20 protein-coding genes are annotated in these 19,091 nt (G+C 73.1%); 17 read left to right on the top strand and 3 right to left on the bottom strand.

What is annotated here, in order from left to right:
• Nucleotides 1-119: 119 nt before the first annotated feature.
• Nucleotides 120-1,949: a tetratricopeptide repeat protein gene (locus rosag_RS20475; protein WP_284352034.1), complete on the top strand. Its 1,830-nt coding sequence runs from the start codon at nt 120-122 to the stop codon at nt 1,947-1,949.
• Between the two features lie 78 nt (nt 1,950-2,027).
• Here rosag_RS20475 and rosag_RS20470 read toward each other — a convergent pair whose 3' ends face one another.
• Genes rosag_RS20470 through rosag_RS20460 form a run of 3 tightly spaced genes read right to left on the bottom strand, consistent with a single transcriptional unit; the run spans nt 2,028 to nt 7,047 of the window.
• Nucleotides 2,028-3,860 (bottom strand): sodium:solute symporter family protein, encoded by a 1,833-nt coding sequence (locus rosag_RS20470; protein WP_284352033.1) that lies wholly within the window; start codon nt 3,858-3,860, stop codon nt 2,028-2,030.
• Entirely contained in the window at nt 3,857-5,152 is a 1,296-nt protein-coding gene (locus tag rosag_RS20465) for a serine hydrolase domain-containing protein (RefSeq protein WP_284352032.1), read from the bottom strand. The genes rosag_RS20470 and rosag_RS20465 overlap by 4 nt, the downstream gene beginning before the upstream one ends.
• Entirely contained in the window at nt 5,149-7,047 is a 1,899-nt protein-coding gene (locus rosag_RS20460; protein ID WP_284352031.1) for a glycoside hydrolase family 3 protein, read from the bottom strand. The genes rosag_RS20465 and rosag_RS20460 overlap by 4 nt, the downstream gene beginning before the upstream one ends.
• A 170-nt stretch (nt 7,048-7,217) precedes the next feature.
• On the opposite strand from rosag_RS20460, the gene rosag_RS20455 reads away from it, so the two are divergent.
• The 16 genes from rosag_RS20455 (at nt 7,218) to rosag_RS20380 (ending at nt 19,070) form a co-directional block, all read left to right on the top strand.
• Nucleotides 7,218-7,598 (top strand): hypothetical protein, encoded by a 381-nt coding sequence (locus rosag_RS20455; protein ID WP_284352030.1) that lies wholly within the window; start codon nt 7,218-7,220, stop codon nt 7,596-7,598.
• Between the two features lie 206 nt (nt 7,599-7,804).
• Nucleotides 7,805-8,521, top strand: coding sequence for a CDP-alcohol phosphatidyltransferase family protein (locus rosag_RS20450; protein ID WP_284352029.1), 717 nt, complete (start codon nt 7,805-7,807; stop codon nt 8,519-8,521).
• 20 nt (nt 8,522-8,541) lie between these two features.
• Entirely contained in the window at nt 8,542-9,876 is a 1,335-nt protein-coding gene (locus rosag_RS20445; protein WP_284352028.1) for an inositol-3-phosphate synthase, read from the top strand.
• On the top strand, nt 9,873-10,343 hold the full coding sequence (locus tag rosag_RS20440; RefSeq protein ID WP_284352027.1) for a hypothetical protein: 471 nt from the start codon (nt 9,873-9,875) through the stop codon (nt 10,341-10,343). Before rosag_RS20445 ends, rosag_RS20440 begins: the two co-directional genes overlap by 4 nt.
• Nucleotides 10,344-10,348: 5 nt before the next feature.
• Nucleotides 10,349-10,642, top strand: coding sequence for a hypothetical protein (locus rosag_RS20435; RefSeq protein WP_284352026.1), 294 nt, complete (start codon nt 10,349-10,351; stop codon nt 10,640-10,642).
• Nucleotides 10,642-11,829, top strand: a complete 1,188-nt coding sequence (locus rosag_RS20430) for a thiamine pyrophosphate-dependent dehydrogenase E1 component subunit alpha (RefSeq protein ID WP_284352025.1) — start codon at nt 10,642-10,644, stop codon at nt 11,827-11,829. Before rosag_RS20435 ends, rosag_RS20430 begins: the two co-directional genes overlap by 1 nt.
• Entirely contained in the window at nt 11,826-12,806 is a 981-nt protein-coding gene (locus rosag_RS20425) for an alpha-ketoacid dehydrogenase subunit beta (RefSeq protein WP_284352024.1), read from the top strand. Before rosag_RS20430 ends, rosag_RS20425 begins: the two co-directional genes overlap by 4 nt.
• 2 nt (nt 12,807-12,808) lie before the next feature.
• Nucleotides 12,809-13,087, top strand: coding sequence for a hypothetical protein (locus rosag_RS20420; RefSeq protein ID WP_284352023.1), 279 nt, complete (start codon nt 12,809-12,811; stop codon nt 13,085-13,087).
• Nucleotides 13,088-13,091: 4 nt separating this feature from the next.
• Nucleotides 13,092-14,447: a dihydrolipoamide acetyltransferase family protein gene (locus rosag_RS20415; protein ID WP_284352022.1), complete on the top strand. Its 1,356-nt coding sequence runs from the start codon at nt 13,092-13,094 to the stop codon at nt 14,445-14,447.
• 16 nt (nt 14,448-14,463) lie between these two features.
• Complete coding sequence (locus rosag_RS20410; RefSeq protein WP_284352021.1) at nt 14,464-14,763, top strand: hypothetical protein; 300 nt, start codon at nt 14,464-14,466, stop codon at nt 14,761-14,763.
• A gap of 10 nt (nt 14,764-14,773) precedes the next feature.
• Nucleotides 14,774-15,064: a hypothetical protein gene (locus rosag_RS20405; RefSeq protein WP_284352020.1), complete on the top strand. Its 291-nt coding sequence runs from the start codon at nt 14,774-14,776 to the stop codon at nt 15,062-15,064.
• Nucleotides 15,061-15,942, top strand: a complete 882-nt coding sequence (locus rosag_RS20400) for a PHP domain-containing protein (protein WP_284352019.1) — start codon at nt 15,061-15,063, stop codon at nt 15,940-15,942. Before rosag_RS20405 ends, rosag_RS20400 begins: the two co-directional genes overlap by 4 nt.
• Nucleotides 15,943-15,946: 4 nt before the next feature.
• Nucleotides 15,947-16,678 carry an SDR family oxidoreductase gene (locus tag rosag_RS20395; RefSeq protein ID WP_284352018.1) on the top strand — a complete coding sequence of 244 codons (732 nt, stop codon included), beginning with the start codon at nt 15,947-15,949 and terminating at the stop codon, nt 16,676-16,678.
• Nucleotides 16,679-16,798: 120 nt separating this feature from the next.
• Nucleotides 16,799-17,905: a thioredoxin-disulfide reductase gene (trxB, locus tag rosag_RS20390; protein WP_284352017.1), complete on the top strand. Its 1,107-nt coding sequence runs from the start codon at nt 16,799-16,801 to the stop codon at nt 17,903-17,905.
• On the top strand, nt 17,902-18,570 hold the full coding sequence (locus tag rosag_RS20385) for an MBL fold metallo-hydrolase (protein ID WP_284352016.1): 669 nt from the start codon (nt 17,902-17,904) through the stop codon (nt 18,568-18,570). Before trxB ends, rosag_RS20385 begins: the two co-directional genes overlap by 4 nt.
• 8 nt (nt 18,571-18,578) lie before the next feature.
• Nucleotides 18,579-19,070, top strand: coding sequence for a DUF4149 domain-containing protein (locus rosag_RS20380; RefSeq protein WP_284352015.1), 492 nt, complete (start codon nt 18,579-18,581; stop codon nt 19,068-19,070).
• The last annotated feature ends 21 nt before the right edge of the window (nt 19,071-19,091 follow it).

Raw genomic sequence — 19,091 nt, 5'->3', positions numbered from 1 at the left:
CCGGCGCGGTGCAGCAATAGGCTGCAACGCTGCGGCCATCTGTGCCGTAGCGCCGGCAGCACCCGTCGGATCGCCCGCTCATACCCCGCCGAGCCCCGCAGGCTCCCCGTCTCGCCCCGTTGTCCCTACCGTCCCCACTCGTCCGCGCCGCCCTGCTCGTCGCCCTCGTGGCCGCGCCGGCCATCGCCCGCGCCCAGGGCCAGGAGTTCACCCGGCAGGGCCTCTACGTCGCGACGTTCGAGCCGGACGCCGGCGCCAACCTCAAGCTCGGCCGTCAGGCGGCCGACGAGGTCCGCGAGCGCATCGAGAAGCTGATCCAGGGGAAGGATGCCCAGGTCATCAGCAAGGCCGACGCGCTCCGCCGCATTCCCGACCTCACCTTCCCGCTCGACAGCGTCTACCCGGTCCCGGTGATCGAGACGCTCGTGCGGCAGGCGCGCGGCGACGAGTTCGTGGTCGGCCGCGTCGCCCGCCGCGGCGGCACCTTCCAGCTCACCGGCGAGCTCCGGCTGATGCGCGACCGGGGGACCCGCCAGCCGATCTTGGCCAGCGCCCCGAAGCTCGAGGCCGCCGCGGACCAGTTCGCCCGCGCGGTCGCCGCCGCCCGGGCCCAGCTCGTCCCGCAGCGCCGCTGCGCCAACGCGCTGATGAACAGCCAGGCGGAGCAGGCGGTGCAGGCGGCGCGCGCCGGGATCCAGGCGTACAGCCGCGGCGCCTTCGCCCGCGCCTGCCTCGTCTCGGCCATGCGCATCGCGGGCGCCGCGGCCAGCGACCTGCTGGCCGAGTCGCGCGAGCTGCTGGCCATCGACTCGACCAGTCGGCAGGGCCTTGAGGGCGCCGCCCGCGCCCTCGACGCGCTCAAGCGGCGCGACGAGGCGGCGGCGATGTGGACGCGCCTCATCGCCACGGACTCCAGCAGCGCCACGCTCGTGGCGTTCGGGATCCGCGGGTTGATGGAGGGCGGCAACGCGAAGCGCGCCGAGCCGCTCGCCCTCGCCGCTGCGGCGGAGCACAAGGACGTGATGGAGCTCCAGCGGCTGCGCTGGCAGGTCACCTTCGAGAACCGGAGCTGGGCGCGCGCCGTGGAGGCCGGGGAGGCGCTGCTCGCGACGGATTCCATCGCCGCGTCCGACTCCACGCTGTACCTGCGCCTCGTCACGGCCCACCGCGCCAACGGCAACGTCCTCCGCGCGCTGGAGCTGGCGACGCGCGGCGTGACGCGCTTCGCCAGGGACTCGCGCCTCTACGCGCTCTACGCCGAGATCGTGCGCGCCGAGAGCGACTCGGTGCTGCCGCGCGGGCTCGCGCTCTTCCCCAAGAGCGCGGAGCTCAACACGCTCGCGGCGCGCGACGCCCGCGCCAAGGGGCGCCTGGCCGACGCGGCCGAGGCGACCCGCCGCGCCGTCGAGGCGGATTCGGCGCTGCCGCAGGGGCTCCTGTCGCTCGCGCAGGCGGAGTTCGACCTCGGGCGGCCCGACAGCGCGCTGGTGGCGCTCGGCCGCGCGCTGGCGCGAGGCGAGGACTCGTCGCTGGTGGCGCAGTTCGCGCTCGCGAAGGGGAACGCCCTGCTGCGCGCGGCGGGGCAGACCAAGGCGCGCGGCGACTACGCGCGCGCGCTGCGCTTCTTCGACGTCGCCGACGGCGTGCGCGCCACGCCGCAGTCGCGCTTCCTGCGCGGCACCGCGGCGCTGCAGGTGGCCAGCGCCGCGCTCCGCGAGGCGCCGCAGGAGAAGGACCGGGCGCTCGGCTGCGCGCTGGCGCGCGAGGGCGCGGCGACGGTGGCGACGGCGCGCGCCGGGCTCGAGGCGGGGCAGGAGCTCGCGCCCGACGCCGCGAAGCAGTACCTGGAGTACGTGGCGCAGCTGGAGCCGTTCGCGCAGCGGCAGCTCGCGACGCTCTGCGACGGCCAGGCCGCACCGGCGACGACGAGCGCGACGCCGAGCCGCTGAGCAGACGGCCGGAACGAGCGAGGGGCGGCGCACCGGTCGGTGCGCCGCCCCTCGTCGCGTGCGCGTCGCGCCGCGCGATCAGTCGCCGGCGTACGCCTCGGTGACCGCGGGTGCGGGCGCGGGCTGCGTGTCGTCGGTGCGGAACGAGCGCGCGATCCACGCGAACGCCAGCACCGCGAGGCCCAGCATCCCCAGGCCGAGCGCGAGGTCGCCGAAGATCAGCTTCCCGATGCCGAACAGCGTCGCGTAGACGGCGATGATGCCGGCGATCCAGTTGGTCCACGCCAGCGCGCCGCCGGGGATCGGCTCGCGGCCGTAGCCCGCGGGCACCGAGACCGCCGCCCACCCCGGGCCGCCCGGCCGCACGCGGCGATAGAACGCCTCCAGCGTCTGCCGCGACTCGGGGCGCGTGAGGAAGGTGACCGGGATCCACACCAGCGTGCTCGCGAGCACGGTGATGATCATGACCCACGCGTCCGCGTTCGGCGAGCCGGCCGGCGCCAGCCACCCCGGCACCACGTTGAGCGCGATGAGCGAGATCACGAACGACGCGATCATCGAGCTGATCTCGCTCCACGCGTTGATGCGCCACCAGTACCAGCGCAGGATCAGCACGAGGCCCGTGCCGGCGCCCAGCGCGAGCAGGAACTTCCACGCCTGCTCGACCGAGGACAGGAAGTACGTGACGACGATCGAGGCGAGGAAGAGCAGGACGGTCGCCACGCGGCCGACGCCGACGTAGTGCTTGTCGCTGGCGTCGGTGCGCATGAAGCGCTTGTAGAAGTCGTTCACCAGGTAGCTCGCGCCCCAGTTGAGGTGCGTGCCGATGGTGGACATGTACGCCGCCGCGAAGCCCGCCAGCATGAAGCCGCGCCACGGCGTCGGTAGCAGGTCCACGAACGCCTGCACGTACGCGCCCTCGGCGTCCACGGTGCCGTTCGGCAGGCGGCCGCCCGGGTAGAGCAGGACCGTGGCGAGGCCGGTGATGATCCACGGCCACGGGCGCAGCGCGTAGTGCGCCACCTGGAAGAGCAGCGTCGCCAGCACGCCGTCGCGCTCCGTCTTCGCCGAGAAGATGCGCTGCGCGACGTAGCCGCCGCCGCCGGGCTCCGCGCCCGGGTAGTACGCGGCCCACCACTGCATGCTGAGGAACACGCCGAGCGCCAGCAGCGGCATCCAGCTGTACGCCTCCAGCCCGCCCGGGCCGAGCTTCACGGGCAGCACCGACAGCGCGGCCGCCTCGGAGCCGAAGTGCTGCGCCACGCCCGCCTTCAGCGCCGCCATGCCGCCGACCTTCTGCACGGCATAGATCGCGAGCACGATGACGGCGGACATCTTGATGACGAACTGCACGAGGTCCGTCCAGAGCACCGCCCACAGGCCGGCGGCGACCGAGTACGCGACCGTGATGAAGAAGCAGAGCCCCACGGCCAGCAGCGGCGAGATGCCGAGCGAGATCGTGAGGATCTTGATCATCGCGCGCGTCACCCAGCCCATGATGATGAGGTTGATGGCGACGCCGAGGTAGAGCGCACGGAAGCCGCGCAGGAACGCCGCCGGCCTGCCGCCGTAGCGGATCTCGGCGAACTCCACGTCGGTCATGACGTTCGCGCGGCGCCACAGGCGGGCGAAGAAGAACACGGTGAGCATGCCGCTCATCACCATGTTCCACCACAGCCAGTTGCCGGCGACGCCCTTGCTCGCGACGAGCCCCGTGACGACCAGCGGCGTGTCGGCGGCGAACGTCGTCGCGACCATCGCGGCGCCGGCGAGCCACCACGGCACCTGGCGGCCCGACAGGAAGTACTCGTCGAGCGACTCGCCGCCGCGCTTGGTGAAGATCAGGCCGATGACCGTCGACAGGGCGAAGTAGCCGAGGACGATCAGCCAGTCGATGACGCTGAGGGTCATGGAGGCGTCGGGAGGGCGGCGGGGCGGGGAGTCGCGGCCGCGGGAGTCGCGGGCGCCGGGGAGGGAGCGGACGAGGTGGACGACCCGAAGACCGGCGAGCCGCCCATCGCGCGGACGGCCGCGTTGGCGAGCGCGGTGCGCACGCCGCCGATGCGCGTGTTCTGCCGCGTCGGGTTCACGCGGTTGGTCAGCAGGATGACGTAGACGCCGCGCGCCGGGTCGATCCAGAGCGAGGTGCCGGTGAAGCCGGTGTGCCCGAACGCGCGCCGCGACAGGTACTGGCCGGCCGAGTTGCCGCCCGTGGGCGTCTCCCAGCCGATCGCGCGGCGCGAGATCGTGGTGTCCTGCACGCGCGTGAACTCGGCGATCGTCGCCGCGTCGAACACGCGCGTGCCGTCGAGCGTCCCGCCGTTCAGGTAGGCCCGCGCGAGGCGCGACAGGTCGGCCGCGGTCGAGAAGAGCCCCGCGTGCCCCGAGACGCCGCCGAGCATGTAGGCGTTCTCGTCGTGCACCTCGCCGTGCACCTTGCGCTGGCGCCACGGGTCGAACTCCGTCGGCGCGATGCGCGCGAGCTCGGACTTGGGCGGCAGGTAGCGCGTGTCGCGCATGCCGAGCGGGCCGAAGACCCGCTTCGCCAGATACTGGTCCAGCGGCTGGCCCGAGACCCTGCGCACGATCTCGCCCAGCAGGATCGCGTTCAGGTCGCTGTACAGGTAGCGCGCGCCCGGCAGCGTGTCGAGCTGCGTCTGCATCACGAGCGCCATCGCCTCGGCGGCGTTGGTCGCCTCCTTGTAGAGCGGGCGCCATGACGGCATGCCCGAGGAGTGCGTGAGTAGGTGGCGGACGGTGACCGTCTCCTTGCGCGGGCCCTTCCAGTCCGGCAGGTAGCGCTGCACCGGCGCGTCGAGCGCCACCTTGCGCTCGGCCACCAGCTGCAGCATCGCGGACGTCGTGGCGACGACCTTGGTGAGCGACGCCATGTCCCAGATCGTCGCCGCGTTCGGCGCCGGCGCGTCGGGCGCCCAGTCGATGCGCCCGGCGCCGTGCATCACGTAGCCGCCGGTCGCGTCGCCCACGACCGCGACGCCGCCGGGGAACGCGCTGTCGGCGATCGCCTTCTCCATCACGCCGCGCACCGCCGCCAGCACCGCCGCGCGCGTCGCCGCGTCGGAGAGCGCGCCCGGGGCGGCCGGCGCGTCCTTGCTCACGCGCGTCGCCGCGGGCTGCGCGCCCGCGACGTTCGCACCGGCCGCGAGCAGCAGCGCCGTCATCGTCACCCGCGCGCGGCTCACTGGGCCGCTCCGCGCTGGAGGCCGTCGCCGCGGGCGAAGAAGCCGGGCAGCGTCACCGGCGACCGGCCGGAGATCGGGGCCCTGCCCAGCACCGCGCGCGCGGCCGCGCGCTCCAGCGCGTCGCCGCGGCCGTACGTCACCAGGTACGTGCCGACGTGCGGGAACTGCTTGATGACGTACGGATTGCCGCCCGCCACCACGATCAGCTTCCCGGTGCTCGCCAGCCGGTCGATCCAGGCGTTGATGTGCGCCGGGATCGCCAGGCGCCCCGAGCCCTCGAGCGTGCGCGTGTACGTCATCACCACGATGCGGTCGCTCGTCGACGCCTGCGCGGCCAGCGAGTCGAGCGCGGCGACGGAGGAGCGCGGCGTGATGCGCGTGTCGCGCACCGTCTTCGCGCCCGCCTTCAGCTCGCTCACGAACGACATGCCGGCCACCGCCTCGGTCTCCGGCGCGTAGACGACCGCCGTGATCGTGCCCGCGGCGCCCAGCGGCACCAGCCCCGCGCTGTCGCGCAGCAGCGTCACCGCGCGCTGCGCGACCTCGCGCGCCGTCGCCCAGTGCGCGGGCGCGCCGACCGTCGCGCGCAGCGCCTCCAGATCGACGATCGGCCGCGAGACGGCGCCGGTGCGCACCTTGAGCGCGAGCACGCGGCGGAGCGACGCGTCGATGCGCGCCGGCGCGATCTCGCCGCGACCGACGGCCGCGACCACCGCGTCCACGCACCGCTTCACGTCGCTCGGCATCAGCAGCACGTCGTTGCCGGCCTGCACGGCGAGCGGGCAGCTCTTCTCGATGGGATAGCCCTGGCCCACGCCCTCCATCGTCATCGCGTCGGTGAAGACGACGCCCTGGAACTTCACCGAGTCGCGCAGCAGCCCGGTCATCACGCCCGGCGCCAGCGTCGCCGGCGTCGTCGCGTCGCCCTGGATTGCCGGCAGCGCGATGTGCGCGCTCATCATCCCCGCGATCCCGGCCTGTGCGGCCGCGCGGAAGGGCACCAGCTCCACCGACTGGAAGCGCGCGAGGTCCGAGCGGATCACCGGCAGCGCGTTGTGCGAGTCGGTGTCGGTGTCGCCGTGCCCGGGGAAGTGCTTCGCGACGCCCGCGACGCCCTCGCCCTGCAGCCCGGCCACGAACTCGGCCGACATGCGTGCCACCGACGCCGGATCCTCGCCGAACGAGCGGACGTTGATGACGGGGTTGTTCGGGTTGTTGTTGACGTCCACGACGGGCGCGAAGACGACGTTGATGCCCGCCGCCCGCGCCTCGCGTCCGATGATCGCGCCGGCGGCGCGCGCGTCCTCGGGGCGGCCCGTCGCGCCGATCGCCATGTTCGTCGGCAGCACGGTCGCGGTGCCGGCGCTGAGCCAGCCCGCGTTCACCGGCAGGAAGGTCCCGCCCTCGAAGCGGCCGAGGCCCGGCTCCAGGTCGCTCGACACGAGCAGCGGGATGCGCGCCGGCTGCGCGAGCGCGATCCGCTGCATCGAGTTGACCTTCGCCGCGACCTCCAGCGGGGAGCCGAGCGACATGATGACGCCGCCCACGTGCTCCTGCGCGATCCACTCGCGCACCCGCACGAAGGTCGGGTCGTCGGCGTTCACGTAGTCGCCGAGCACCCACACGTTGACCAGCTGCGCGACGCGGTCGCGGAGCGGCAGCGCCGTCACGGTCCGCTCGACCCACGCCTGCTCGGCCGCGGTGAGGGAGCGCGAGAAGGCGGACGCGGTGGGGGCGGGCGGCAGCGCCGCGGCGCCGCCCGGCCCGGCCGGCGAGGGGGAGGAGGTGGCGGCGGGGCGCGCGCAGGCGCCGAGCGCGGCGCTCAGCGCGGCGCAGCCCAGCGCGAGCGAGCGCGCCGCCCGCGCGCGTGGGAACCAGGGCATCGTCGTCGACATCGTCCGGGGTGCGGGAGGCCCGCCGCGGCTGCCCGCGCAGGCGGGGGAATGATACCCGGCGGCACCGGCGCCCGGTACACGGGCCCGGCCGTCCGACGCACGCTGGTGCATGGCTCTTGCACCCCCGGGCTCGCCGGACGATCCGCGATCCCCATCTTCACGAGGTAGGCATGACCCAGCGTCCGACGGGCGCCCCGCGCCGCCGGCTCCCGCTGCTGGCCCGAACGGCCCTCATCGCCGCGCTGGCGGCGGGCCCCGTCGCCTGCGGTCCGCGGCAGGTGGAAGTGAGCACCGGCGAGGCCCGCGCGCCCGAGAGCAGCATCGAGTTCACGAACAACCTCGCGCAGGCGGTGAACGTGTACGTGCGCGTCCCGAGCGGCGCCGAGCAGTTCCTGCGGCAGGTCGGCGCGCGCACGTCGGAGTCGATCCCGGTGCGCGGCATCGCGGCCGGCACCGCCGTGACGCTGCGCGCCGCGCCGGTGGACGGCTCGGTGAGCTACTCGCAGGAGAACGTGGTGCTCGGCCGCGGTGTCGCCTGGCGCGTGCCCTGAGCGATGACGTCGGGGGGCGCAGCGGCGCGCCGACGGTGGCGCCCGTTGATCCCCCTCCGACCGGCCGATAGCTTTCCGGGCCGAAGTCCTCTGCTTCGGCCCGTCGTGCGTTCACGCCCGCCTCGAGCCGTCGTGCCGCGCCGGCCCCGCCGGTCCGGCCGTCGCCCGGGGCGGGCGGGTCCCTATATGCGCCCGCCCCTCCCCGCATGCTCCGACTCTGGGAATGGATCAAGGCCGGTTACCTCCGGATCGTTGATCCATTCGCCGCCTGGCTCGTCCGGAACAACGTCGGACCGAACACGATCACGACCGTCGGCACGCTGACGTACGTGATCGGCGGCGCCATCTACGCCACGGGCCACATCCGCACGGCGGGCTGGTTCCTGGGGCTGACGGCGTGCTTCGACGTGCTGGATGGCAAGGTCGCGCGCGCGTCGGGCAGGACGACGGTGTTCGGCGCCTTCTACGACTCGACGCTCGACCGCGTGGCCGACGGCGCGGTGCTGGGCGGGCTGGCGATCTTCTTCGCCCGCAACGACGTGCTGCACGGCGTGCCGCCGTGGGCCGGCACGCCGATGGTCGCGATGACGCTGCTGGGCATCATCGGCACCTTCCTCACGTCGTACACGCGCGCGCGCGCGGAGGCGCTGGGGATCGACGCCAAGGTCGGGATGATGCAGCGCCCCGAGCGCGTCGTGCTGCTCTCGGCCCCGCAGGCGTTCTTCGGCCTGGCGCTGGGCGGCTGGGTCCTGATGCTGATCGTGACGCTGCTGACCGTCACGGCCTGGATCACCGCCGTGCAGCGCATCGTGTACGTCCACCGGGTGACGCAGGCGATCGACCACCCGGAGCTCCACCCCGCCGGCGCGTCCGTGCCGCCCGCCGTCGCCACCGGCGGCCGCGACCCCGGCCTTCCTTCCTGATCCTTCGGAGACTTTCCCCCGTGACGGGTTCCTCGACCGCGCAGGACCGCCAGGCCTCGCCCATCGCGCCGGCCACCGGCAAGCTCGGCATCCTCACCCCGGGCCTCGGCGCCGTGGCGACGACGTTCATCGCCGGCGTGGAGAGCGTGCGCCGCGGGCTGTCCAAGCCCATCGGCTCGCTCACCCAGATGGCGACCATCCGCCTGGGCAAGCGCACCGACAACCGGTCGCCGCTCATCAAGGACTTCGTCCCGCTGGCGAACCTGGACGACCTGGTGTTCGGCGCCTGGGACCCGATCCCGGACGACGCGTACACGGCCGCCAAGAAGGCGGGCGTGCTGGAGGACCGCGACCTCGAGCCGATCAAGGACTTCCTGTCCACGATCAAGCCGATGAAGGCCGCGTTCGAGAACAAGTACGTCACGCGCATCAACGGCACCAACGTCAAGACGGGCTCCAAGCGCGAGCAGGCCGAGGCGCTGCGCCAGGACATCCGCGACTTCAAGGCGCAGAACGGCTGCGACCGCGTCGTCCTCGTGTGGTGCGCGTCGACCGAGATCTACATCAAGGCCGGCCCGCAGCACGCGACCATCGAGGCCTTCGAGCAGGCGATGGACGCGAGCGACGAGGCGATCGCGCCGTCGATGCTGTACGCCTGGGCGGCCATCATGGAGGGCTGCGCCTTCGCCAACGGCGCGCCCAACCTGACGACCGACGTGCCCGCGCTGCTGGAGCTGGCGAACCAGAAGGGCGTCGCGCTCTCGGGCAAGGACTTCAAGACCGGCCAGACCTGGATGAAGACGATCATCGCGCCCGGCATGAAGGCGCGCATGCTCGGCCTCGCGGGCTGGTACTCGACCAACATCCTCGGCAACCGCGACGGCGAGGTGCTCGACGATCCGGCGTCGTTCAAGACGAAGGAGGAGTCGAAGCTGTCGGTGCTGCACACGATCCTGCAGCCGGAGAAGTACCCGGACCTGTACGAGGGCTTCAGCCACGTCGTGCGCATCAACTACTACCCGCCGCGCGGCGACAACAAGGAAGGCTGGGACAACATCGACATCGTCGGGTGGATGGGCTACCCGATGCAGATCAAGGTCAACTTCCTCTGCCGCGACTCGATCCTGGCCGCGCCGCTCGTGCTCGACCTGGCGCTGTTCAGCGACTTCGCGCAGCGCGCGGGCATGAAGGGGATCCAGGAGTGGCTCTCGTTCTACTACAAGAGCCCGATGACGGCGGCCGGCCTGCAGCCGGAGCACGACCTGTTCATCCAGCAGACGAAGCTCAAGAACACGCTCCGTCATCTGATGGGCGAGGACCAGATCACGCACCTCGGCCTGGAGTATTACGCATGATCGCCGGCGGGATCGCACGCCGCGGCGCGGTCGGGCGCGCCGCGCAGTCCCTCGGGATGGCCGGGCTGCTCGCCGCCGCCGCGGCGTGCGGCCCCGCCGAGCCGCAGCCCCTGCGGCACTGGACGCCGCACTACGAGTTCCGCATGACGATCGACCCGCGGCCGCCGCACGCGAACGAGCCGACGGTCTATCGCGTGGTGGTGCTCGACCGCGAGACGAAGCAGCCGATCGAGGGGGGCGAGGGGCAGATCTTCGCCACCAGCGAGGACCGCGTGAACCGGTACGACTCGTTCACGCCGGCCCCCGAGGTCGGGACGTACATCGCGCGCATCACGTTCGTGACGGCCGGCGACTGGAAGGTCGGCATGCGCTTCCGTCGCGACTCGACGCAGGCCATCGAGCGCGTCGAGGACTGGGTGCAGACCGTCGCCGCGCCGCGCCCGCTGAGCGAGCGCCCCTTCAAGTAACCGCCATGCGCCACTTCCATCGCACGAGCGTCGGCACCGACGTCGTGATGCAGCAGGCCGACGCCTTCTTCGGGGCGCTGGGCCTGGCCACCACCGCCTCCGCCGAGCGCACCCGCAGCTTCGCGGGCCCCCTCGGCACGCTCGCGCTGTCCGTCCGCATGGAGGGCGGCCACTACACGTTCGTCGAAGTGCACACCGACCAAGTGGGCGAGAGCCGCCTCGATAAGAACGTGAAGAAGTTCTTCGTGCAGCTCCACCGGCGCGTCGACACGCGCCACGCCATGGAGGCGGGGTACTGATGGCGGCACGCGCATCCAGCATCGCGCGCCGCGTGAAGGACGCCGTCACCGGTGGTGGCGCGCGCCCGAGCGACGCCCTGTCACGCGAGGCCAAGCTGGAGCTCTACTACTGGATGCGGCTCACGCGCACGCTCGAGGAGCGCCTCGTCGCGCTGTACCGGCAGACCAAGGTCGTCGGGGGGCTCTTCCGCTCGCTGGGGCAGGAGGCCGACGCGGTCGGCAGCTGCTTCGCGCTGGAGCGCCGCGACGTCATGTCGCCGCTGATCCGCAACCTCGGCTCGATGCTCGTGAAGGGCGCGACGCCGGTCGAGGTGCTGAAGCAGTACATGGCCAAGGGCGACAGCCCCACGCGTGGTCGCGAGCTGAACATCCACTTCGGGGACGTCGGCGATCCCGCCACGACGCGCGGCTTCCTCGGCCAGATCTCGCCGCTCGGCGACATGGTGCCGGTGATGGCCGGGGTCACGCTGTCCTTCAAGATGCGCGGCGAGGACCGCGTGGGCCTCGTGTACGTCGGCGACGGCGCCACGTCCACCGGTGCCTTCCACGAGGGGATCAACTTCGCCGCCGTGCAGCGCTGCCCGCTCGTCGTCGTGATCGAGAACAACCACTACGCGTACTCCACGCCGACCGAGAAGCAGACGCTCGCGAAGCAGTTCATCGACAAGGCGATCGGCTACGGCATCCCCGGCTACCAGGCCGACGGCAACGACGTGCTCGCGACCTACGACGCGACCAAGCAGGCGGTCGACGCCGCGCGTCGCGGCGAGGGCACGCAGCTCGTCGAGCTGCTCACGTACCGCCGCAAGGGCCACGCGGAGCACGACAACCAGAGCTACGTGCCCGCGGGCGAGATCGAGCGCTGGGCCGCCGAGAACGACCCGATCGACCGCTACGTGGCGCGGCTGACGACGGAGCTCGGCTTCGACGCGTCGGAGCTGGCCGCGGTGGACGACCGCGTGCGCGCCGAGGTGGACGCCGCGACCGACGAGGCCGAGGCATCCGGCTTCCCCGAGGCGCTCGACGCGCTCGTGGGCGTGTACGCCGATCCGCCGCGCGAGCGGCCGCTCTGGTTCCGCGAGGGCGTCGAGGGCGCCGTCGCGCCGAGCGAGCGCGCGGCCGACGGCTGGGGAGTCTTCAAGGCCGACGCGAAGACCGAGTCGCGCGTGTCGCAGGAGGACGCGTGACGACCGAGATCACCTACCTCGAGGCGATCCGCGAGGCGCTGTTCGAGGAGATGGCGCGCGACGAGAACGTCTTCTGCCTCGGTGAGGACATCGGCGCGTTCGGCGGCGCGTTCAAGGTCACGGAGGGGCTGCTCGCGAAGTACGGCGAGGCGCGCGTGATCGACACGCCCATCAGCGAGATCGGGATCGTCGGCGCGGCGGCCGGCGCGGCCCACATGGGCATGCGGCCGGTGGTCGAGATGCAGTTCATCGACTTCATCGCCAACGCCTACGACATCCTCACGAACTACGTCGCGACGGCGCGCTACCGCGCGTTCCTGCCGTGCCCGATGGTCGTGCGCGGGCCGAGCGGCGGCTACGTGCGCGGCGGCCCGTTCCACTCGCAGAACCCGGAGGCGGGCTTCATCCACACGCCCGGCCTCAAGGTCGTCTATCCGTCGACGGCCGAGGACGCGAAGGGGCTGATGAAGGCCGCGATCCGCGACGACGACTGCGTGCTCTTCTTCGAGCACAAGTACCTCTACCGCCGCATCAAGGGCGTGATGCCCGCGGGCGACCACGTCGTGCCGATCGGCAAGGCGCGCGTCGCGCGCGAGGGCACCGACGTCTCGATCATCACGTACGCCGCGGCGACGTGGAAGGCGCTCGAGGCGGCGGAGCAGCTGCAGGCGGAGGACGGGCTGTCGGTCGAGGTCATCGACCTGCGCACGCTGGCGCCGCTGGACGACGAGGCGATCGTCGCGACGGTGAAGAAGACCAACCGGGTGCTCGTGCTGCACGAGGACACGCGCACCGGCGGCATCGCGGGCGAGATCACGGCGCGCATCAGCGAGACCTGCTTCGAGTGGCTGGACGCGCCGGTGCTGCGCGTGACGGCGCACGACATCCCGCTCCCGTACGCGCCGCAGCTCGAGGACTTCGTGCTGCCGCAGACGCCCGACGTGGTGCGCGCCGTGCGTCGCCTGGCGGCCTACTGAGCATGGCGAGCAATCCGGACCGCGGGCGCAACGTCGCCATCGGCTGCTTCATGGTTCCCCTGGGGGCCGCGAGCGGCGGGATGACGGGAGTGCTCGTCAGCAAGATCGTCGCGTGGATCACCAAGGCCCCGTCCTGCTCGGGGATCCCGTCCTGCGACTGGTACGTGTACGCGGGCTGGGGCGCGCTGCTCGGCGCGCTCTCGCTGCCCGCGCTCGTGAGCTGGCGGCTGCTGCAGAGCGCCCCGCCGCGCGACATCCCATCGAACACCAACCGGAGTTGATCCCGTGGCTCGTGTAGACGTCATCATGCCGCAGATGGGCGAGTCCATCGCCGAGGGCACGCTCTCGCGCTGGCTCAAGAAAGTCGGCGACGAGGTGAAGCGCGACGAGCCGATCTTCGAGATCTCGACCGACAAGGTCGACGCGGAGATCCCGGCGCCGACGGGCGGCATCCTCGCGGAGGTCTCCGTGACCGAGGGGCAGACGGTCGCCGTCGGCACCATCGTCGCCCGCATCGAGACCGACAAGAGCGCGCCGATCGGCGCGCCGGCCGCCGCGCCGGCGCCCGCCGCGGAGGCATCCGCGCCGTCGTCCGGGGCCGTGGCGAGCGCCGCGCCCTCCGCGCCCGCCGCGGCGTCCAACGCGGCCGCGCCCTCGGGCAACGGCTTCGAGGACCGCGTGCGCAGCAAGAGCTCCCCGCTCGTCCGCAAGATCGCCGCGGAGCACGGGATCGAGCTCGGCGCGCTGCAGGGCAGCGGGATCGCGGGCCGCGTGACCAAGCGCGACATCATGGGGCTGCTGGAGTCGGGCGTGCCCGCCACGGCGTCGGCGAGTGCGCCCGCCGCACCCGCCGCGCCCGCGCGTCCGGCGACGCCGTCGGCGCGGGCCGGTGCGCTGCTCGGCGGTCACGCCGCGCCGCACGTCGAGTCGCTCCCGGGCGACGTCGTCGAGCCGATGAGCCGCATCCGCCAGCTGACGGCGGAGCACATGACGCTGTCGCGGCACTGGAACGCGCACGTCACCAGCTTCTTCGAGATGGACCTCACGCGCGTCGCGCGCATCCGCGCCAAGCTGCGCGCGCAGTTCGAGCGCACGACGGGCGAGAAGCTCACGTACCTCCCGTTCATCATCAAGGCGGTCACCGACGGCCTGAAGAGGTTCCCGACGATGAACGCCGCGGTCCGGGGCAACGAGATCGTGCTGCGCAAGCAGTACAACATCGGCATCGCCGTGGCGCTCGACTGGGGCCTCATCGTCCCGGTGATCAAGAACGCCGACGACCTGTCGCTGAGCGGGCTGACGCGCAACCTGAACGACCTCGCCAACCGCGCGCGCACGAAGAAGCTGCAGCCGGCCGAGGTCCAGAACGCGACCTTCACGATCACGAACCCCGGCGTCTTCGGCTCGCTCATGGGCACGCCGATCATCCCGGTGCCGACGTCCGGCATCATGGGCGTGGGCGCGATCGAGAAGCGGCCCAAGGTCATCACGGGCCCGGACGGCGAGGACACGATCGCCATCCGCACGTGCAGCTACTTCTCGATCTCGTTCGACCACCGCATCGTCGACGGCGCGGACGCCGACCGCTTCATGGCGTTCGTGAAGCAGACGCTGGAGAGCTGGCCCGAGCAGGGCTTCTGATCCCGCTGGAGCTGCCATGCCGCGCGCCCTCGCCATCCGCCACCTGACGGTCGACGCGGACGCGCGCGGCGCCTACCGCGCGCGCCTCGCCGAACGGACGGCGAGCGCGCGCGCGGTGGGGTACCACCTGTGGGCGTTCGAGCAGCACGACGACGAGACACGCGTCGTCGAGTTCATCGAGGCCGGCGACGCGTCGGCGCTGCAGACGGCGCTGGTGCAGGACGCCCTGCTGTCGGAGTCGCTCGACTTCCGCGCCGCGCCCGACGCCGAGGCGGCCGAGTGGCAGCGCTACCTCGGCATCCCGCACGCTTCCTGATCTCCGACCCATGCCGACCCGCCGCATCACCGCCGACGGCCGCACCTGGCGCGTCTTCCCGTCCGGCTTCGTCACGCAGTACAACCTCGACGAGTTCGGGCTGATCTTCGTCGCCGGCGAGGGCGACGAGCGCGAGGTGCGCGTGACGCGCTACTCGCCGCACGGCGAGCGCTCGCGCGAGCGTTCGCTCGCCGAGATGAGCGACGCCCAGCTGCTGGAGCTCCTGCGCGCGTCGCAGCCGAGCGAGACGTCGCCGGAGGCGGGCTACCGTACCAGCACGCTGCCCGGCGCCGGCGCGTGACCGCTCCCGCCGGGCCTCCGAGCGCCGCTGGGCCGTTCGTCGACCTGCACGCGCACTCCACCGCGTCCGACGGCCACCTCGCGCCAGCGGCGGTGGTGGAGGCGGCGCGCGCCGCGAACCTGGCGGCGCTCGCGCTCACCGACCACGACACCGTTGCCGGCGTCCCCGAGGCGCAGGCGGCGGGGGCGCGACTCGGCCTTCGCGTGGTGGCCGGCTGCGAGCTGAGCGCGCACCTCGGTGAGAACGAGATCCACCTGCTGGCGCTGCACCTCGACAACGTCGACGTCATCGCCACGGAGCTCGCGCGCTTCCGCGACGACCGCGTCGCCCGCGCCGAGCGGATGGTGCAGCTGCTGGGCGTGCACGGCGTGTCGGTGACGATGGACGACGTGCTGCGCGAGTCCGCGGGCGGCGCGGTGGGGCGCCCGCACGTCGCGCGCGCGGTCGTCGCCGCGGGCGCCGCGAGGGACATCCGCGAGGCGTTCGACCGCTTCCTCGGCGACGGCCGGCCGGCGTACGTCGACAAGCCGCGCCTCGACGCCAAGGACGCGATCGCGCTCGCGCACGCCGCCGGCGGCATCGCCGTGTGGGCGCATCCCAAGGGGGAGGGGAAGCGCGACCGCGTCGAGCCGCTCGTCGCCGCGGGGCTCGACGGGCTGGAGGTGCAGCACCCCGTGCACAACGCCGAGGACCGCGCGCGCCTGCAGGCGCTCGCCGACTTCTTCGGGCTCGTGACGAGCGGCGGCTCCGACTGGCACGGCATCCCGGACCATCCGCGGCAGCTCGGCATCATGCAGGTCCCGATCGAGGTGCTGGAGCGGCAGGACGCGCGGGTCGCGGCGCGCCGCCGCGCGGGCGCGGACGCGGCACGGGCATAGCACGATGGAGCTCCGCGGCCGCATCGCGCTGGTGACGGGCGCGGGACATCGCGTCGGCCGCGCGATCGCCGTGGGGCTGGGCGCGCGCGGAATGCGCGTCGTCGTGCACTACCGCTCGTCGCCGGCCGAGGCCGAGGAGACCGCGCGACTGGTGCGGGACGCGGGCGGCGAGGCCGCGATCGTCGCGGGGGACCTCGCTGAAGCCGGTGTTCCCGCGCGCGTCGTCGGCGACGCGGTGGGCGCCTTCGGAGGGCTCGACGTCCTCGTCAACTCGGCCGCCGTCATGGAGCGCACGCCCGTCGGCGAGGTGACGGAGGCGCAGTGGGACGCCATGTTCGCGATCAACCTGCGCGCGCCCTTCTTCGCCGCGCAGGCCGCTGCGCGCGCGATGGGCGAGCGCGGCGGGGCGATCGTGAACATGGCCGACCTCGCGGCCTTCGAGACGTGGACGGGCTACGTCCCGCACGGCATCAGCAAGGCGGGCGTCGTGCAGATGACGCGCGCCCTGGCGCACGCGCTCGCGCCGCACGTGCGCGTGAACGCCGTCGCGCCGGGCGTGGTGCTGCTGCCCACCGGCTGGGACGAGGCGTCGGCCGACCGGCTGCGCCGGACGACGCCGCTGCAGCGCATCGGCACGCCCGACGACGTCGTGCAGGCCGTGCTCTACCTGCTGGAGTCGGACTTCGTGACCGGCGAGGTCCTCGTCGTCGACGGCGGGCGCCACGTCCGGAAGTGAGCGGCGGGCCGGCGCCGGCCGCTGCGACGCCGGCCGCTGCCGCCGGCCGGGCCGATTGGCGACATTTCGGGTCGGGACGCGCCCGGCCGGGAGCGCCCGCCGACACCGACTGAGGCGCACGTGGCCACGACTGACGACTCGACGACGCACGAGCTGGTGATCATCGGCTCCGGCCCCGCCGCCTGGACGGCGGCGATCTACGCGGGCCGCGCCAACCTGAACCCGGTGCTGTTCGAGGGCGAGCCGGTCGGCATCGACCTCCCGGGCGGGCAGCTGATGCTGACCACCGATATCGAGAACTTCCCGGGCTTCCCGGAGCCGGTCAGCGGCCCCGCGCTGATGGACCGGATGAAGGAGCAGGCGCTGCGCTACGGCGTGCGCGTCGTGTCGGAGCTGATCGTCGAGGCCGACCTCTCGGCGCGCCCGTTCCGCCTCAAGCCCAACTACTCGGAGCCGATCACGGCGCACACCGTCATCGTCGCGACGGGCGCGAAGGCGAAGTGGATCGGCCTCGAGAACGAGCTGCGCCTCGCGCAGATCGGCGGCGGCGTGTCCGCGTGCGCGGTGTGCGATGGCGCGCTGCCCCACTTCCGCAACAAGGTCCTCGCGGTCGTCGGCGGCGGCGATACGGCGATGGAGGAGGCGATGTACCTCACGAAGTTCGCCTCCGAGGTGCTCGTCATCCACCGCCGCGACAGCTTCCGCGCGTCGAAGGCGATGGCCAGCCGCGTGCTCGCGCATCCGAAGATCCGCGTCCTCTGGAACACGCAGGTGGTCGACGTGCTCGGCGCCGACGTGATCACGGGCGTGCGGCTGAAGGACACCGTGAACGGCGCGGAGCGCGACCTCGAGGTCGGCGGGCTGTTCGTCGCCATCGGCCACGAGCCGAACACGGGCTTCCTCAAGGGCCAGCTGGAGACGACGCCGCACGGCTACGTCGTCACGACGCCGGGCCGCACCGCGACGACGGTGCCCGGCGTGTTCGCCGCGGGCGACGTCATCGACGACTACTACCGGCAGGCGATCACCTCCGCTGGCACGGGCTGCATGGCCGCGCTCGAGGCCGAGCGGTGGCTCGCGCACCACGGCATCGGCGAATCGCCCGTGCTGGAGACGGCGGAGACGGTCGTCTGCGCGGAGGACGACGCACCGCAGGTCGGAGTCGCGCAGATCAACGCGTCGCTCGCGGCCGTGAACGGCGCGGCCGGCGTCGAGGCGCGGTCGTGAGCGCGACGGCGACGGCGCTCGCGCCCGAGGTGCTGGTGCAGACCGTCGGGGCCTTCCAGGAGAACTGCTACCTGGTGGTCGATCCGCAGACGCGCGTGGCCGCCGTCGTCGATCCCGGTGCGGAGGGCGCGCGCCTCGTGGACTGGATCCGCGCCGCGAACGTGCAGCTCGAGGCGATCTGGCTGACGCACGCCCACCTCGACCACATCGGCGCGATCGCCGACGTCGTGCGCGCGTGGGACGTGCCGGTGCACCTGCATCCGCTCGACCGGCCGGTGTTCGACTACGCGCCGCGCGCCGCGCAGATGTACGGCCTGTACATGGAGCCGCAGCCCGCGCCGACCGCGGAGTTCGCGGAGGGGCAGCAGCTCACGCTCGGCGCGCTCACGTTCGACGTCATGCACGCGCCGGGGCACGCGCCCGGCCACGTCGTGATCCACGGCCACGGCGTCGCGCTCGCGGGCGACTGCCTGTTCTACGGCTCCGTCGGCCGCACGGACCTGCCGCTCTCCGAGCCGGCCGCGCTCACGCGCTCGCTCGCGCGCATCGCCGCACTGCCGGCCGAGACGGTCGTGCACCCGGGCCACGGCCCGTCGACCACGATCGGGCGCGAGCGCGCCGAGAACCCGTTCCTGAACGGCGGCGCGCGGGTGCTCGGCGGATGAGCGCGACCATGAGCCCCGTCGGCCTCGCGATGCCGGGGCGTCTGCTCGCCGCGGCCGCGCTGCTCGCGGCGTGGATCGGCGCCGCGGCGCTCGTCGCGGCGGTCGTCGCGCCGGCGGCGTTCAGCGTGCTGCCCACGCGCGCGCTCGCCGGCGCGCTGGTGGGCCGGGTGCTGCCGGTCATCTTCCTCACCGGCCTCGCCGTCGGGCTGGGCGCGGCGGTGCTCGGCTGGCACGTCGCCCCCGCGTTCGCGCGCACGCGCCTCGTGCTGCCGCTGCTCACCGCGCTCGCCTGCGGCGTCGCGCAGTTCGGCATCGCGCCGCGCATCCAGCGCCTGCGCGCCGAGATGGGTCCCTCCATCGAGGCGCTGCCGACGACCGACCCGCGGCGCGCGCAGTTCGGGCGCCTGCACGGGATCTCGGTCGCCTTCATGGGCGCCGGCCTGCTGGCCGCCGGCGCCGCGCTCGTGCTCACCGCGGTCGCCGCGACGCGCGAGCGCTGATCGATCCGCTGACCGCACCAT

This window comes from Roseisolibacter agri (genome assembly GCF_030159095.1).
Classification (GTDB): Bacteria; Gemmatimonadota; Gemmatimonadetes; order Gemmatimonadales; family Gemmatimonadaceae; genus Roseisolibacter; species Roseisolibacter agri.
This window is presented reverse-complemented; position numbering and strand designations above follow the sequence as displayed.